We start from the raw sequence: 14,797 nt of genomic DNA, 5'->3' as shown, positions 1-14,797 counted from the left end.
TCGTGCGGGAACATTCATGCAAAAACAGATTGGCATCGGCGTCATATTAGTGTGCGTGCTGGGTGGCTTCATGATGGCCGGGGGAAACCTCGCAGCCTTGTGGCAGCCAGCCGAGCTCATCATCATCATCGGCGCAGCGGTAGGCTCCATGTTTCTGGGCAACTCGAAAGAGGTGATGCATGAAATGTGGCGGCAGATAAAGATGTGCTTCAAAGCGAATAAAGAAGAGAAAGAGGTCTATCGTGAGCTGTTGACTCTGATGCATCAACTGCTTGAAGAGACACGCAACAAGGGGATGAAGGCGCTCGACGAGCATATTGAAAATCCCCAGCAGAGCTCGGTTTTCTTGATGTATCCCCAGATTTCGGAAGATCCCCAACTGCTTGGTTTCATTATCGATAACCTGCGTCTGCTCGGAATGGGCAAGATCACACCCCATGAACTGGATACCGTGCTGGAGCAGGAGATCATGGCCATTGAAGAGGACATGCTCAAGCCTGCTCATGCCTTGCACAAAACCGGCGAGGCCTGCCCGGGCTTCGGTATTCTTGCTGCGGTGATGGGGATCATCATCACCATGCAGCAACTGGACGGCCCCCTGAGCAATATCGGTGTCCATGTGGCGGCGGCGCTGGTGGGCACCTTTATCGGTATTTTCCTCTGCTACTGCTTGCTGGAGCCAATCAGCAATGCCATGGAAGAGATGGTCAAGCGTCGTATCGGCCTGTTGATGTGCATCAAGTCGATCCTGATTGCCCAGTTGCGTGGCAAAACTCCTTTGCTTGCCGTCGATTCGGGTCGCAAGATCCTGGAGCCTGAAGTCAAACCAAGCTTCCTTGAGCTGGAAGATTGGGTGACCAACAGGGCGATGTAATGCGCAATCACGAACAGATTATCGTCAAGCGCCAGCAGCGTCGTAACAGCGGTCCCAAAGGGGGAGGCGCCTGGAAGGTGGCATTTGCCGACTTCACGTTGGCCATGATGGCGTTCTTCATGGTGCTGTGGATCCTCGCTGTGTCCAATCAGGAGGAGCGGGAAGTCGTTGCCAGCCGCCTGCGGGACTACAGCATCATGGACAGTGAGGCCAACCCGTTTGATATTCGCAACAGCCCCTATCCTGTCGATCTCGGTGGCAATCCCTCCGTGATCGATGAGTTGAACCCCAAGTTCGATCAGCAGGGTCAGCTGATGCCAAAGCATATGGACCGTAATCAGAGCATTTTTTCTGACGGTCCGGGCGGTGGATATGAAAAGCTGTTGATAGGCAAGCTTGAGGGTGAAGCCCAGATGAAGCAGCTGGCCAGCTTTATCGACCATCTTGCTGAGCAGATGCAGGCGAAGAATAACCTCGAGATTCAAATTGTTCCCCAAGGATTGCGGATCCTGATCCGTGATGACGCAGATCGGGAAATGTATAGCCGCGGCAGTGCCCGTATCAGCCCTTTCTTTCGCCATATGTTGATGGCGCTGGCACCCATATTCCAGCGTATCGAGAATCGGGTCATGATTTCTGGCCATACCGACAGCACACCGTTTGCCGGTGACAACTACAGCAACTGGGAGCTATCGTCAGACCGCGCAATGATGGCAAGACGGGTGTTGCTGGCGGGAGGCATGCCACCTGAACGGGTCGGGCAGGTTGTCGCGATGGCCGATACCATGCTGGAAGATACCCGGAATCCACAAAGCAGCCGTAATCGGCGCATTGAATTGCTGGTCATGACAACCCAGGCAGAAACCAATCTGGAGCAACTTTTCAGCTCCCAAACGCAAGCGGCAACCACCCATGCCAAGGAGATGATTTCCCATGGACGACCCTGAGATCGAGTTTCCGCTGCATACCTCGCACAATGATCCACGTAGAAAAGTACCGCGCTGGTATCTGCACGATGGAACAACGCCTTTCGAGTCACAGAGTTGTGGTATTGCGGCCAGATTGCTGATTTCCGGATTGCTGTTTGACAAGAGCATTGGCCGCGCAGTGATCAAAGACATTGGTCCGGGCGGGGTCGGTTTCCTTGCTCCGGCTCGATTTGAATTACCCGAAACGGTGACGCTCTCCCTGTTGCCGCGAATTGCGCTGGATTGCAACATCACTCATCGTCGCGCCATTGGCCGGCAGCTCTGCTTTTATGGTGCTCGCTGGTCATGTCCGGAAGAGGTTGATTTGGCTCCGGTACTGAGCCATTGGCGCCACTGTTTCATGGTGCCGCAATCAGCGGCCGCTTCTGCTGAATCCCAAGAGGATCAGGCAAGCGTTCCAGCCTGATCTCGCCTCGACTCATATCAAGCCCCCTGGCAGCTTTCAGCAACAGGGGGTCATGCAGACTGTCCAGTGAGACCGCTTTGACAATGACGGTCGCCCCTTTCTTCCGGTTGGCGGTGGGGGCCTTGCCCTTGCTATAGACGATCGGACAGTTGGTTATCCCTTGTGCGACAGGGAGTTGCCAGGCCGGATTCCAGCGGCTGGCTTCATTCATTGATACGCCTTTTGCCTGAGCCCACGCGGGCAGTGAGCAGCCGTTCGGATGACGGAATATTTGCAAGTCATTGCCGCTGTGCCATGGCGGAAGTTGAAACTGATAGCTGTCAGCCATATCAAGCAGTCTTGCCAGCGCAACAAAGCGCGCGACATAAAAGCGTGTTTCAGTCGGAAGCTCCAGTTCCCATATATTACGTGTCCCCGCTTTTAAAACCGCATTGAGTACCCGCCCTTCTCCTGCGTTGTAGGCGGCCAAAGCAAGCAGCCAGTCATTGCCAAAGAAGCGATACAGCCATGCCAGATAGGAAAGGGCAGCCTCTGTCGCCAATGGCAGTGAATAGCGCCCATCAAATTCGCTGGTGATGGGAATGGCAAATCGGGTGGCGGTATCTGGCATCAGCTGCCAGGGGCCTGCGGCGCCAGCAGAAGAGACCACATCCAATCGGTAACTGCTTTCCAGTAAAGGAACAAAGGCAAGCAAGGGCGGCAGTTTGCGTTCGTGAACCTGTTCCGCGACCCAGCGAATAACGGGCTGTGTCTCCGCAAGACGTTGTTGAAGATAAGGGCGCTGCTTCAGCAAGAATTGCTGCTGCTGACCGACCAAATCTGCCCCTTTACCCTGCATCGGGACAGGGAAACCAGCTTGCCACTGATAATTGTGATAAGCATGGCAAGATGTTGATATCATTAACATCCCGCACATTAGTAAAGAAATGAGCCTGGTCATGGGGCAATTGTTGAGCAAGGATCGCGCAATAATAAAAACATGATATATCTCAACAGTTTTTTGAATTTAAGGTCGTCTGATCATGTGTAATCCAGGACGTAGCAAGCATGATAACACGAGTAAAAAAGAGCCCAAATTCGGGTAAAGCGATTCAGAAGTTTTTGCTGTATCTGATACTCGCCAATTTCATTCTGATGGGCTTGTACATTGGTTACGCTCAAGAGCTGGCATTTGCCACCAATATTCTGCTGACATCCCTGCTGATTATTTACAATCTGTTGCTTTGTCAGCTGGTGTCTCTGCGTGCTCGCCGTTCGAAAGATGGTTACATCATCTATCCAGTGATATGTGTCAGTATTTTGCTCTGTGCCGTGGTATTGTTCCGTTTCATCATATCGCCCAGATAGTGACCGCTCACCGACTTGCTGCTTATTAATCACTTTCTGTTTTTTCAGCAATAACTCTTGGAAAATCAACCCACTCAATCTGCGGTATGCAACTGCTGCGTCAATATGTTCCCTCTGTCCCATCTCCTTGCTTGAAAAGCCCCCTGCACGTCCTTAAACTTCAAGGTGGGGAAAAGTGGATCAAAGTGGTTTTTAGAGGGGCAATCTGCCTGCTCACTCACCTTCAAGGGACTGCAATTTGTTGCGTGGCGCTCATGCCATCAGCCTGGACAGTAAAGGGCGGCTGGCAATTCCGACCAAATTCCGTGATTGGCTGCGCGATGAAAGCGACGGCCAGCTGGTTTGCACCATCGATATTGCACATCCCTGTCTGCTGCTTTATCCCCTGAATGAATGGGAAGAGGTCGAGCGCAAGCTCAAGACTCTCTCCAGCATGAATCCGCAAGAGCGCCGTTTGCAGCGACTGCTGCTGGGACATGCAACTGAATGCGAGCTGGATGGCAATGGCCGTCTGCTGCTCAGTCAGCCACTGCGCAACCATGCGGGGCTGGACAAGAAAATCATGCTGGTGGGCCAGCTCAACAAGTTTGAGCTGTGGGATGAAGCCCGCTGGCAACAACAGGTCAATGACGACATCTTGGGTCTGCCCGGGGACGATTGGGCAAGCTCACCACGACTACAGGATTTCTCTTTATAAATGACCCAAGCCGCTGAACACATCACAGTGCTGCTGCACGAAGCCGTTGAAGGTCTGGCCATCAAGCCGGATGGTGTCTACGTCGACGGTACTTTTGGCCGTGGTGGTCATTCTCGTCTGATCCTGCAGCACCTTGGCCCCAATGGCCGCCTGATCGCCATCGACCGCGATCCCCAGGCGATCGCCGAAGCGGCCAAGATCCAGGATCCCCGTTTCGAAATCGTGCACGGCCCCTTCTCTGGCATCGCCTCCTATCTGGATGAGCGCGGTTTGCTGGGCAAGGTGGATGGCTTCCTGCTGGATCTGGGGGTCTCTTCACCCCAGCTGGATGATGCCGAGCGCGGCTTCAGCTTTATGAAAGATGGTCCGCTCGATATGCGGATGGACCCCACCTCCGGCCAGAGCGCTGCCGAGTGGCTGGCCAAGGCCGATGTGGATGACATCGCCTGGGTGCTGAAGACCTTCGGCGAGGAACGTTTTGCCAAGAAGATCGCCCGTGCCATTGTGCACGACCGGGTGACCGAGCCTTATGTGCGCACTCGCCAACTGGCGGAGATGATTGCCCGGGTCAATCCGAGCAAGGAGAAGGGCAAGCATGCGGCAACCCGCAGTTTCCAGGCCATTCGCATCTATATCAACAGCGAGCTGGACGAGATCGAAACCGCGCTCAACGGTGCACTGGAAGTGCTGGCACCACACGGCCGCCTGTCAGTGATCAGCTTCCATTCGCTGGAAGACCGCTTGGTAAAGCATTTCATCCGCAAGCACGAGAAGGGACCGGAAGTGCCTTACGGCATTCCGTTGACCGAGGCCCAGCTGGCTGGCGGTCGCAAATTGAAGTCGGTCGGCAAGGCACTCAAGCCTTCTGATCATGAAGTATCTGAAAACAGCCGGTCACGCAGCTCGGTGCTGCGGGTTGCCGAACGGCTGGCGGAGTAAGCGATGAGCGAAGTGCGTGTTCATCTGGCCAAGGAGATCGTTGCCGATCTCTGGCGGCACAAGCTGCAGATTTTTCTGTCGGTCGCCGTGCTGGTGACTGCGTTTGCCGTGATCCTAGTGACCAACATGACCCGTGGTCTGACGGCCAAGCAGAACGATCTGATGGCGGAAGAAGATCGCCTCAATATCGAATGGCGCCACCTGTTGCTGGAACAGGGCACCCTGGCTGAACACTCCCGGGTGGCGAGTCTGGCGATGGACAAGTTGCAGATGGGTCGTCCGCTGGTGACCACCGAGAAGGTAATTACCCAACCATGAAACGCAAGGCTACAGCCAAAGCTGCCAAAGCGAATGTCAAAGCGCCATCGATCTATCCATGGCGCTTTCGCACGCTTGCGGTGTTTATCGGCATCGCGTTTGTGGGTCTGATCCTGCGTCTGGCCTGGATCCAAGTGATCAATCCGGATCGCCTGCGTCAGGAAGGGGACATGCGTTCCCTGCGTACCACCTCTACCCAGGCGGTGCGCGGCATGATCACAGATCGCAACGGCGAGCAGCTGGCGGTTTCGGTACCGGTCGAGGCGGTCTGGGCCGATCCCAAGACGGTGCATGAATCCGGGGCCATTAATAACGAGCGAGCCTGGCTGGCACTTTCTGCCGTGCTCAAGCTCGACATCAATACCCTCAAACACCGCATCGCTAACCCCAGCAAGCGCTTCGTCTATCTGCAGCGTCAGGTTACTCCTGCGGTGGCGGAATATATCAAGGGGCTCAAGCTGGGCGGCGTCTACCTGCGCCCCGAAGCGCGCCGTTTCTACCCGACTGGCGAGATCAGCGCTCATCTGGTGGGGGTGACCAACATCGATGGCAGCGGTATTGAAGGGATTGAGCGTAGCTACAACGAGTGGCTGACGGCGACACCCGGCGAAATGCGGGTGCGCAAGGATCGTCAGGGGCGCGTCATCGAGCGGCTTGGCATCGTCAAAGAGGGCAAGAATGCCAACGATCTGCAGCTCAGTATCGATCAGCGGGTGCAGGCATTGGCCTACCGTGCCCTCAAGCGGGCAACCGACGAGAACAAGGCGACCTCCGGCTCCATGGTGATGCTGGATATCAAGACCGGTGAAGTGCTCGCCATGGTCAACACCCCCTCCTATAACCCGAACAACCGCGGCCAGTATCAGAGCTTCCGGGTACGCAACCGGGTGGTGACCGATACTTATGAGCCGGGTTCGACCGTCAAGCCATTGATTTTGCTCAGTGCTTTGCAGGCAGGTGTTACCAGCTGGAAGGATTTCATTCCTGGTGGGCCGCTTTTTATCGGTGCCAAGCAGATCAAGGACGTCAGTATCCACAAGGCGACCAACCTCTACGACATCCTGCGTTACTCCTCCAACATCGGTATGTCGCGCATCGCGCTGCGGATGCCGGCGCAAGAGATGATCAACACCCTCAGCATGTTCGGTTTCGGTATGGATACCGGCAGCGGGCTGATGGGCGAGAGCAGCGGCATGCTGCCCCAGCGTCGTCGCTGGTCCGATATCGAGCGGGCGACCCTCTCGTTCGGTTATGGTCTGCGAGTCACCCCGCTGCAGCTGGCTTCCGCCTACGCCACCCTGGCCAACAAGGGCAAACGGGTGCCGCTCTCCATCGTCAAGGTGACTACGCCGCCCAAGGGTGAGCAAGTTATTGATCACAACAACGCCGCTGCCATGTTGCAGGCGCTGGAGTATGTGGTCGACAACGCTATTCCAAAAGCCAAGATCCCGGGCTATCGGGTCGGTGGCAAGAGTGGTACCGCCAAGGTCGCCGTCGCCGGTGGCTATGGCAAGGATTACATGGCCTGGTTTGCCGGTTTCGCACCCGCCAGTGATCCCCGTTTCGTCATGGTGGTGGTGATCAACGAGCCAAAAGGCAGCGCCTATTATGGCGGCGCCGTGGCGACCCCACCGTTTGCAGAGGCCATGGGCGGGGTGCTGCAGCTCTTCAATATTCGTCCCGATGCGGTGCCGCCAGCGGTGCCCACCAAACTTGCCCGTACGGAGGCTTCTCTTGTCCCGCGCACTTGATGTATTACTGCGCCCCTTCGGTATCCAGGCGCCGGCGCTCACCCTGACCGATATCCAGCTGGATAGTCGGCGGGTTGGCCCCGGCTCGCTCTTCGTGGCCATTCGCGGTCATCAGGTGGATGGCAGACGGTTTATCGAACAGGCGGTGGCTCAGGGAGCGACCGCTGTTGTGTTTGAGGAGGATGGTGAATTTATCCCACCATCGACTCCGGTTCCCTGTATCGGGATGCGGGATCTGCCCGCTCACCTCTCAGCACTCGCAGGTACCTTCTACGACCAGCCAGCGAAAAAACTGGCGCTGGTCGGGATCACCGGCACCAACGGCAAGAGCACTACGGCACTGCTGGTCGCCAACTGGCGCACCCTGCTGGGTGGCAAGGCGGGTGTGATGGGCACCATCGGCAACGGCCTGTTCGGCAATTTGATCGAAGCGGAAAACACCACCGGCAGCGCCGTGCAGGTGCAAGCCAATCTGGCTGCGCTGCAAGAACAGGGCGCGGATCTGGTGGCGATGGAGGTCTCCAGCCATGGTCTGGTGCAGCATCGTGTTGCCGCACTGCCCTTTGCCGCCGCGGTTTTCACCAATCTGAGCCGGGATCACCTCGATTATCACGGCACCATGGAAGCCTATGGTGCGGCCAAAGAGCAGTTGCTGCAGCTGGTCGATGAGTCGAATGCGGTGATCAACCGTGATGACGAGTTGGGTGCCAAGTGGCTCGAAAAATACCCGGCAGCGGTGGCGTTCAGCGTTAATGGCCCGATTGAACACCATTCTGGCCGTCAATTAACGGCGCAGCAGCTCGATTTTCACCAGCAAGGTTTTCGCGCGCAGATTAACTCAAGCTGGGGGAATGGTGTATTATCCGCCCCCTTGCTCGGGCGCTTCAACGTCAGCAATGTGCTTGCCGCGATGGGCGTGATGCTGGTGCTCGGTTACGACTTCCACGAGCTCCTGGCAACAGCGCCTCAGTTGCAGCCGGTAACCGGTCGCATGGAGTGCTTTGGCGGTGGCGATACGCCGCTGGCGGTGGTCGATTACGCCCACACCCCGGATGCGCTGGAGAAGGCATTGCAGGCCCTGCGGGTGCACTGCACAGGCCAGCTCTGGTGCCTGGTCGGTTGTGGTGGCGACCGCGATCGCGGCAAGCGCCCCATGATGGCCGCCATGGCCGAGCAGTATGCGGATCGCGTGATCCTGACCGACGACAATCCCCGTACCGAGGAGCCGGCCCGGATCATGGCCGACATGGTGGCGGGTCTTCGCGATCCTGCTGCGGTGCAGGTGGAGCACGACCGGGTCAAGGCGATTGTGCTGGCCATTGGTCAGGCGAGTAAACAGGACATCATCCTGGTGGCCGGTAAGGGTCACGAGGATTATCAGATCATTGGAACCGACAAGCGGCACTACAGCGACCGGGAAACCGTCGCGGCTGCCTTGCACATATTATTGGAGTCATTCAAATGATGACCCTCAGGCTTGCCGAGCTGGCGCAGGTACTCGATGCCCGTCTGATTGGTAACGATGGCGAGATCACCGTCGTCAGTACCGACACCCGCACTCTGGGCGCGGGTGCCCTGTTCGTTGCCCTGCGCGGCGAGCGCTTCGATGCCCACGATTTTTGCGAGCAGGCCGTTCAGGCAGGGGCCTCTGCCCTGCTGGTCGAGCGTGAGCTGCCGTTGGCCATCCCTCAGCTGGTGGTGACCGACAGTCTGAAAGGACTGGGCCGACTCGGCAAACTGGTGCGCGAGCGCATCAACCCGAAAGTGCTGGCCATTACCGGCAGCTGCGGCAAGACCACGGTGAAGGAGATGGCGACCGCCATCCTGCGCAACGAAGGGGAAGTGCTGGCCACCGCTGGCAACTTCAACAACGAGGTGGGCGTGCCGCTCACCCTGCTGCGCCTCGAGCCGCAGCACAAGTTTGCGGTGATGGAGCTGGGTGCCAACCATCCGGGCGAGATCGCCTGGACTACTTCACTGGCCAAACCCGATGCCGCCATCATCAACAACGTGGCTGCGGCCCATCTGGAGGGCTTCGGCTCGTTGGAAGGGGTATTCCACGCCAAGAGCGAAATCTTTGAGGGGCTGAGCGAGGGCGGCACGGCCATTGTCAACGCCGACAACGAATTCTGGCCGAAGTGGCGGGAACGCGGCATTCAGTGCGCCTTCTCCATCGAAGATCAGAGCCAGCCGTTCCATGCGCGCAACCTTGTACTCAATGAGCGAGGCTGCGCCGAGTTCGTGATGGTGACCCCGCAAGGGGAGCTGAGCCTGACTCTGGCGATCCCGGGTCGCCACAACGTGGCCAATGCGTTGGCCGCCGCCGCGGGCTGTCTGGCACTCGGCGCATCCCTCGCCTGTGTCAAGGCGGGGCTGGAACAGATGGCACCGGTCAAGGGGCGCTTCTGCGTCCAACGCTGGGGTGGTCTGACCCTGGTGGATGATACCTACAATGCCAGCGTGGAATCCGTGCTGGCGGGCATCGATGCCCTGACCGCCATGGGCGGCTTCAAAGTGCTGGTGTTCGGTGATATGCGGGAACTGGGTGAGGAGTCTGCCGAGCAACACGCCCGGGTTGGCCGTCATGCCCGCGAGCGCGGTCTGGATGCCGTGCTGACAGTGGGGGAAGAGAGTCGCCACACCGCAGATGCCGCGGTTGGCCGACATTTCGATAACAAGGCGTCGTTGTTTGAAGTGCTTGCGCAAATGATAAATACACATCAGGAAATTTCGATTCTGGTCAAGGGGGCACGTGGCTCCCGCATGGAAGATATCGTCGAGATGGTCAAAGGCCGTCAGGAGTCAGCCACATGCTAGTCTGGCTGGCCGAACTGCTCACCCCGCACTTCACCTTCTTCAACGTCTTCTCCTACCTGACGTTTCGCGCCATCCTGTCGATCATTACCGGACTGGGGGTTGCCCTCTGGATGGGGCCACGCCTGATCCGTCGCCTGCAGATCCTGAAATTCGGTCAGGTGATCCGCAACGATGGTCCCGAGTCCCACCTCAGCAAGCGCGGTACCCCGACCATGGGTGGCCTGATGATCATTGCTGCGATTTTCACGTCTGTGCTGCTCTGGTGCCGCCTCGACAACCCCTATGTCTGGCTGGTGCTGTTTGTGCTGGGGGCCTATGGTGCCATCGGCTTTGCCGACGACTACCTCAAGGTGGTGCGCAAGAATACCGACGGCCTGATCGCGCGCTGGAAGTATTTCTGGCAATCCGCGGTAGCGCTGGCGGTGGCGGTGTTCCTCTATGCGACCGCAACCCATGAGGGACAGACCCAGCTGGTGGTGCCTTTCCTCAAGGATGTGATGCCGCAGCTTGGCCTGATGTTTATCCTGCTGACCTACTTTGTCATCGTCGGCACTTCCAATGCGGTCAACCTGACCGACGGTCTCGACGGCCTGGCTATCATGCCGACCGTGATGGTGGCGGGGGGCTTTGCCCTGATCGCCTGGGCTACCGGTAACGTCAACTTTGCCAACTACCTGCACATTCCCTACGTGCCCTATACCTCCGAGCTGGTGATCGTCTGTACCGCCATTGTCGGGGCGGGTCTGGGTTTCCTCTGGTTCAACACCTATCCGGCGCAGGTCTTCATGGGGGATGTTGGTTCCCTGGCACTGGGCGGCGCGCTTGGCACCATCGCCGTGCTGGTCCGTCAGGAGTTCCTGCTGGTGATCATGGGCGGCGTCTTCGTGATGGAGACTGTCTCGGTGATCCTGCAGGTGGGGTCATACAAACTGCGCGGCGTGCGGATCTTCCGCATGGCGCCGATCCATCACCACTACGAGAAGAAGGGCTGGCCGGAGCCGCGCGTCATCGTGCGCTTCTGGATCATCACCCTCGTGCTGGTACTGCTGGGTCTTGCCACCCTGAAGGTGAGGTAAGGCCATGGTCATCATCATCGGATTGGGCAAAACCGGACTCTCCTGTGTCAATTACTTCCTCGGCCGTGGCGTGACGCCATTGGTGATGGATACCCGTGCCAACCCGCCCGGCAAGGATCAACTGCCGCCTGAGGTAGAGCTCATTCACGGCCTCGACGAGGCGCTGCTCAAGCAGGCGCACATGATCGTCGCGAGCCCGGGTATCGCGCTGGCGACCCCCGAACTGAAAGCAGCTGCCGAGTGTGGCGTGCAGATCGTCGGTGACATCGAGCTGTTTGTTCGCGAGACCCAGACCCCGGTCATCGCCATCACCGGCTCGAACGGCAAGAGCACCGTCACTACCCTGGTGGGCGAGATGATTGCCGAAGCCGGTCTCAATGTCGGTGTGGGCGGCAATATCGGCACGCCTGCGCTGGAGCTGCTCAAGCAGCCGATGGATCTCTGCGTGCTGGAGCTCTCAAGTTTCCAGTTGGAAACTACTCACAGTTTGCGTGCTGCCGCCTCCGTGGTGCTGAACCTCTCAGAAGATCACATGGATCGCTATCAGGGCATGGCCGACTATCGCGCCGCCAAGATGGAGATCCATCAGCACTCCAAACACATTCTGGTCAATCGTGATGATGCCCAGACCCTGCCCGATGTGGGCCAGGTGTGGCAGAGCTTTGGTCTCGACTGCAATGGCTATGGCCGTTGCCTGCTGGATGACCGCTACTGGTTGACGTTGCACGGTGAACCGCTGCTGGCGGCAGACGAGATGAAGATCGTCGGTGCCCACAATCAGGCCAACGCGCTGGCCGCCATGGCGCTGTGCGATGCGGTCGGCATTCCCCGTGCTGCGCAACTCACCGTGCTGCGTCGTTTCGAGGGCTTGCCCCATCGCGCCCGCTTCGTGCGCGAGGTAAACGGGGTGCGCTGGATCAACGACTCCAAGGCCACCAACGTGGGAGCTACGCTGGCTGCCGTTGCCGGTGTGCGCGAGTCGGTCAAGGGGCGCCTGCTGCTGTTGGCCGGTGGTCAGGGCAAGGGGCAGGATTTTGGCCCGATCCAGGCGCTGCTGGGCAACCAGATCGATCACATGTACTGCTTCGGTCAGGATGCCGAGGTGCTGCTGGCACTGGGCGAGCAGACCGAACGGGTGGCCGACCTGGCCGCTGCGGTTGCCAAAGCGGCGGCCGATGCCAAGCCTGGTGACTGGGTGCTGCTGGCGCCGGCCTGTGCCAGCCTCGATCAGTTCAAGTCGTTCGAGGTGCGCGGCGATCGCTTCACTGAGATGGTGCTGGCACTATGAACGCCCTTCGCGCAGCAGCAGGTTTGTTCCAGCGCTGGTTGTTACCAGCGCGTCCTGCCGGTCTCTACGATCGGCAGCTGGTACTGCTGGCGCTCTCCCTGATGGCGGTCGGGGTGGTCATCGTGGCCTCGGCGTCGATCCCCGAGGGGATTGCGCTGGGGGATGACCCCTTCATGTTTGTGAAGCGTCACGCCCTGTTTCTGGTGATGGCGCTCGGTATCTCCTGGTTTGTGTTGCAGGTGCCGATGGCGCGCTGGCAACAGCACAACGGCCCCATGTTACTGCTGGCGATCTTGATGCTGGTGCTGGTGCTGCTGGTGGGGCGGAACGTCAACGGTGCGGTGCGCTGGTTGCCGCTCGGCCCCTTCAACCTGCAGCCTGCCGAGTTTGGCAAGCTGGCGCTGTTTGTCTATCTGGCCGGCTATCTGGTGCGGCGCCAGAGCGAAGTGCGTGAAGCCTGGATCGGCTTCCTGAAACCGCTGGCGGTGTTCGGGGTGCTGGCGGTCTTGCTGCTGTTGCAGCCGGACCTGGGTTCCACCGTGGTGATGTTCGTTACCTCGTTCGGCATGCTGTTTCTGGCTGGTGCCCGATTGGGACAGTTTTTGACCCTGATCGGCGCGGGCCTCGGTTCGGTGGTGATGCTGATCATCGTCGAGCCCTACCGGATGCGGCGGGTGACCTCCTTTATGGACCCCTGGGCCGATCCGTTTGGTAGTGGCTACCAGTTGACCCAGTCGCTGATGGCGTTTGGTCGTGGCAGTTGGTTTGGCGAAGGACTTGGCAACTCTATCCAGAAGATGGAGTACCTGCCGGAAGCGCACACCGACTTCGTGTTTGCGATCCTCGGTGAAGAGCTGGGTTACGTCGGGGTGCTGGGCGCCCTGTTCCTGATTTTTGCGTTGGCGGTCAAGGCGCTCAAGCTGGGGCATCGCGCGCTGGTGGCAGAGCGGCTCTATGACGGTTATCTGGCGATCGGCATCGGCATCTGGTTCAGCTTCCAGACCTTCGTCAACGTCGGCGCGGCCAGCGGCATGATGCCGACCAAGGGCTTGACCCTGCCGCTGGTCAGTTACGGTGGTTCCAGTCTCATCATCATGTCGGTGGCGGTGAGCATGTTGATTCGAATCGATTTTGAGTTGCGTCAGGCGACTGCCCAGGCGCGCGTGCGGGAGGTTTAGTGAGCAAGACTCTGTTGGTGATGGCGGGTGGTACCGGTGGGCATGTGTTCCCCGGTCTGGCCGTGGCCGATCGCCTGAAGGCCCAAGGCTGGACTGTCCACTGGCTCGGCACTGCCGACCGGATGGAGGCGGAGCTGGTGCCCGCCCACGGTTATCCCATCTCCTTCATCGATATTCAGGGGGTGCGTGGCAACGGCATCAAGCGACTGCTGGTGGCACCCTATCGCATCGTCAAATCGATCCTGCAGGCGCGTCAGGTGCTCAAGACCGTTCGCCCTGATGTGGTGCTCGGCATGGGCGGTTTTGCTTCCGGCCCGGGTGGCGTGGCGGCCTGGTTCTCCGGCATCCCGCTGCTGCTCCATGAGCAGAATGCTGCTGCCGGCATGACCAACAAGTTGCTGGCCCGTATCGCCAGGCGGGTGCTGATGGCGTTTCCGGGCGCCTTCGCGCCGAGCCGTCGCACCGCCGTGGTGGGCAATCCGGTACGTCCCGAAGTGGTCGCCCTGCCGGATCCGCAACTGCGCAGCGGAGATGAGCCGCTGCATCTGCTGATCGTGGGTGGCAGTCTGGGCGCGCGGGTGCTCAACGAGCAGGTACCTGCTGCGGTGGCGGCATCCGGCGTGCCCATTGAAGTGCGTCACCAGTGTGGCAAGGGCAATGCCGAGGCTGTCTCTGCTGCCTATGCCCAGCACGGCATCAATGCCGAGGTGAGTGAATTTATCAAGGATATGGCCAGCGCTTACGCCTGGGCCGATCTGGTGGTTTGCCGTGCCGGTGCCCTGACTGTTTCCGAAGTGGCTGCCGCCGGTGTAGCTGCCATTTTCGTGCCGCTGCCCCATGCGGTGGATGATCACCAGACCCGTAACGCCCTGACACTGGTCGACGGCGGTGCGGCTGAGTTTCTGCCCCAGTCCGAGCTGAACACCGCCTCACTGGCGGCGCGCCTGACCTGGCTGGCTGGTCGCCGGGAGACCCTGTTTAACATGGCGAAAGCGGCTCGCCGCGTCGCCATCACGGATGCGGCCGAGCGGGTTGCCGATGAGTGCAAACAGCTCGCAACCGGGCAGCGTGGTAAAGATTGATGAGCAAGGTTGCAGCGGTGACAGCGTGCAGCCTT

At 59.0% G+C, this 14,797-nt stretch carries 15 protein-coding genes; 13 read left to right on the top strand and 2 right to left on the bottom strand.

Annotated features, from left to right (window positions below):
- Positions 1-16 precede the first annotated feature (16 nt).
- Genes lafT through ACTG2B_RS20460 form a run of 3 tightly spaced genes read left to right on the top strand, consistent with a single transcriptional unit; the run spans position 17 to position 2,269 of the window.
- The gene (lafT, locus tag ACTG2B_RS20470; protein ID WP_019444796.1) at positions 17-874 is read left to right on the top strand and encodes a lateral flagellar motor stator protein LafT; all 858 of its coding nucleotides are present in this window, start codon (positions 17-19) and stop codon (positions 872-874) included.
- Positions 874-1,821 (top strand): lateral flagellar motor protein LafU, encoded by a 948-nt coding sequence (gene lafU / locus ACTG2B_RS20465; protein WP_100646877.1) that lies wholly within the window; start codon positions 874-876, stop codon positions 1,819-1,821. The genes lafT and lafU overlap by 1 nt, the downstream gene beginning before the upstream one ends.
- Entirely contained in the window at positions 1,808-2,269 is a 462-nt protein-coding gene (locus ACTG2B_RS20460) for a hypothetical protein (RefSeq protein WP_439996752.1), read from the top strand. The genes lafU and ACTG2B_RS20460 overlap by 14 nt, the downstream gene beginning before the upstream one ends.
- Here the strand turns inward: ACTG2B_RS20460 and ACTG2B_RS20455 are convergent.
- Together ACTG2B_RS20455 and ACTG2B_RS20450 are read right to left on the bottom strand one after the other, a co-directional pair.
- On the bottom strand, positions 2,202-3,209 hold the full coding sequence (locus ACTG2B_RS20455; protein ID WP_439996751.1) for a lytic transglycosylase domain-containing protein: 1,008 nt from the start codon (positions 3,207-3,209) through the stop codon (positions 2,202-2,204). The two genes, ACTG2B_RS20460 and ACTG2B_RS20455, sit on opposite strands and share 68 nt — an antisense overlap.
- A gap of 80 nt (positions 3,210-3,289) precedes the next feature.
- A complete protein-coding gene (locus ACTG2B_RS20450; RefSeq protein WP_368227001.1) occupies positions 3,290-3,739 on the bottom strand; it encodes a hypothetical protein in 450 nt (149 codons plus the stop codon).
- Between the two features lie 115 nt (positions 3,740-3,854).
- On the opposite strand from ACTG2B_RS20450, the gene mraZ reads away from it, so the two are divergent.
- From mraZ to murG, 10 genes are read left to right on the top strand one after another with little or no spacing between them, the layout of a single operon-like run.
- Entirely contained in the window at positions 3,855-4,313 is a 459-nt protein-coding gene (gene mraZ, locus ACTG2B_RS20445) for a division/cell wall cluster transcriptional repressor MraZ (protein ID WP_013723406.1), read from the top strand.
- The gene (gene rsmH, locus ACTG2B_RS20440; RefSeq protein WP_005336168.1) at positions 4,314-5,252 is read left to right on the top strand and encodes a 16S rRNA (cytosine(1402)-N(4))-methyltransferase RsmH; all 939 of its coding nucleotides are present in this window, start codon (positions 4,314-4,316) and stop codon (positions 5,250-5,252) included.
- Positions 5,253-5,255: 3 nt separating this feature from the next.
- Positions 5,256-5,570, top strand: a complete 315-nt coding sequence (gene ftsL, locus ACTG2B_RS20435; protein WP_005336166.1) for a cell division protein FtsL — start codon at positions 5,256-5,258, stop codon at positions 5,568-5,570.
- Entirely contained in the window at positions 5,567-7,321 is a 1,755-nt protein-coding gene (locus ACTG2B_RS20430) for a peptidoglycan glycosyltransferase FtsI (RefSeq protein ID WP_005336163.1), read from the top strand. Before ftsL ends, ACTG2B_RS20430 begins: the two co-directional genes overlap by 4 nt.
- Positions 7,254-8,786, top strand: coding sequence for a UDP-N-acetylmuramoyl-L-alanyl-D-glutamate--2,6-diaminopimelate ligase (gene murE / locus ACTG2B_RS20425; RefSeq protein ID WP_439996750.1), 1,533 nt, complete (start codon positions 7,254-7,256; stop codon positions 8,784-8,786). Before ACTG2B_RS20430 ends, murE begins: the two co-directional genes overlap by 68 nt.
- Positions 8,783-10,138, top strand: coding sequence for a UDP-N-acetylmuramoyl-tripeptide--D-alanyl-D-alanine ligase (locus tag ACTG2B_RS20420; protein ID WP_213387585.1), 1,356 nt, complete (start codon positions 8,783-8,785; stop codon positions 10,136-10,138). The genes murE and ACTG2B_RS20420 overlap by 4 nt, the downstream gene beginning before the upstream one ends.
- Positions 10,132-11,214 carry a phospho-N-acetylmuramoyl-pentapeptide-transferase gene (mraY, locus tag ACTG2B_RS20415; protein ID WP_040068911.1) on the top strand — a complete coding sequence of 361 codons (1,083 nt, stop codon included), beginning with the start codon at positions 10,132-10,134 and terminating at the stop codon, positions 11,212-11,214. The genes ACTG2B_RS20420 and mraY overlap by 7 nt, the downstream gene beginning before the upstream one ends.
- Before the next feature lie 4 nt (positions 11,215-11,218).
- Positions 11,219-12,502 carry a UDP-N-acetylmuramoyl-L-alanine--D-glutamate ligase gene (gene murD, locus ACTG2B_RS20410; RefSeq protein ID WP_439996749.1) on the top strand — a complete coding sequence of 428 codons (1,284 nt, stop codon included), beginning with the start codon at positions 11,219-11,221 and terminating at the stop codon, positions 12,500-12,502.
- Positions 12,499-13,680, top strand: coding sequence for a cell division protein FtsW (gene ftsW / locus ACTG2B_RS20405; RefSeq protein ID WP_005336154.1), 1,182 nt, complete (start codon positions 12,499-12,501; stop codon positions 13,678-13,680). Before murD ends, ftsW begins: the two co-directional genes overlap by 4 nt.
- Complete coding sequence (gene murG, locus ACTG2B_RS20400; RefSeq protein WP_005355117.1) at positions 13,680-14,762, top strand: undecaprenyldiphospho-muramoylpentapeptide beta-N-acetylglucosaminyltransferase; 1,083 nt, start codon at positions 13,680-13,682, stop codon at positions 14,760-14,762. Before ftsW ends, murG begins: the two co-directional genes overlap by 1 nt.
- The last annotated feature ends 35 nt before the right edge of the window (positions 14,763-14,797 follow it).

This window comes from Aeromonas sp. 30P (genome assembly GCF_051919805.1).
Lineage (GTDB): Bacteria > Pseudomonadota > Gammaproteobacteria > Enterobacterales > Aeromonadaceae > Aeromonas > Aeromonas veronii.
The sequence above is the reverse complement of the archived record's forward strand: the minus strand, read 5'-3'. Positions and strand labels throughout refer to the sequence as shown.

Excerpts from the sequence above, each read along its gene's own strand:
- rsmH (WP_005336168.1), top strand. The coding sequence starts at position 4,314 with ATGACCCAAGCCGCTGAACACATCACAGTGCTGCTGCACGAAGCCGTT.
- ACTG2B_RS20460 (WP_439996752.1), top strand. The coding sequence starts at position 1,808 with ATGGACGACCCTGAGATCGAGTTTCCGCTGCATACCTCGCACAATGAT.
- mraY (WP_040068911.1), top strand. The coding sequence starts at position 10,132 with ATGCTAGTCTGGCTGGCCGAACTGCTCACCCCGCACTTCACCTTCTTC.
- ACTG2B_RS20420 (WP_213387585.1), top strand. The coding sequence starts at position 8,783 with ATGATGACCCTCAGGCTTGCCGAGCTGGCGCAGGTACTCGATGCCCGT.
- ftsL (WP_005336166.1), top strand. The coding sequence starts at position 5,256 with ATGAGCGAAGTGCGTGTTCATCTGGCCAAGGAGATCGTTGCCGATCTC.
- murE (WP_439996750.1), top strand. The coding sequence starts at position 7,254 with ATGCGGTGCCGCCAGCGGTGCCCACCAAACTTGCCCGTACGGAGGCTT.
- ACTG2B_RS20450 (WP_368227001.1), bottom strand. The coding sequence starts at position 3,739 with ATGGGACAGAGGGAACATATTGACGCAGCAGTTGCATACCGCAGATTG.
- lafU (WP_100646877.1), top strand. The coding sequence starts at position 874 with ATGCGCAATCACGAACAGATTATCGTCAAGCGCCAGCAGCGTCGTAAC.
- murD (WP_439996749.1), top strand. The coding sequence starts at position 11,219 with ATGGTCATCATCATCGGATTGGGCAAAACCGGACTCTCCTGTGTCAAT.
- ACTG2B_RS20455 (WP_439996751.1), bottom strand. The coding sequence starts at position 3,209 with ATGACCAGGCTCATTTCTTTACTAATGTGCGGGATGTTAATGATATCA.
- ftsW (WP_005336154.1), top strand. The coding sequence starts at position 12,499 with ATGAACGCCCTTCGCGCAGCAGCAGGTTTGTTCCAGCGCTGGTTGTTA.
- ACTG2B_RS20430 (WP_005336163.1), top strand. The coding sequence starts at position 5,567 with ATGAAACGCAAGGCTACAGCCAAAGCTGCCAAAGCGAATGTCAAAGCG.
- lafT (WP_019444796.1), top strand. The coding sequence starts at position 17 with ATGCAAAAACAGATTGGCATCGGCGTCATATTAGTGTGCGTGCTGGGT.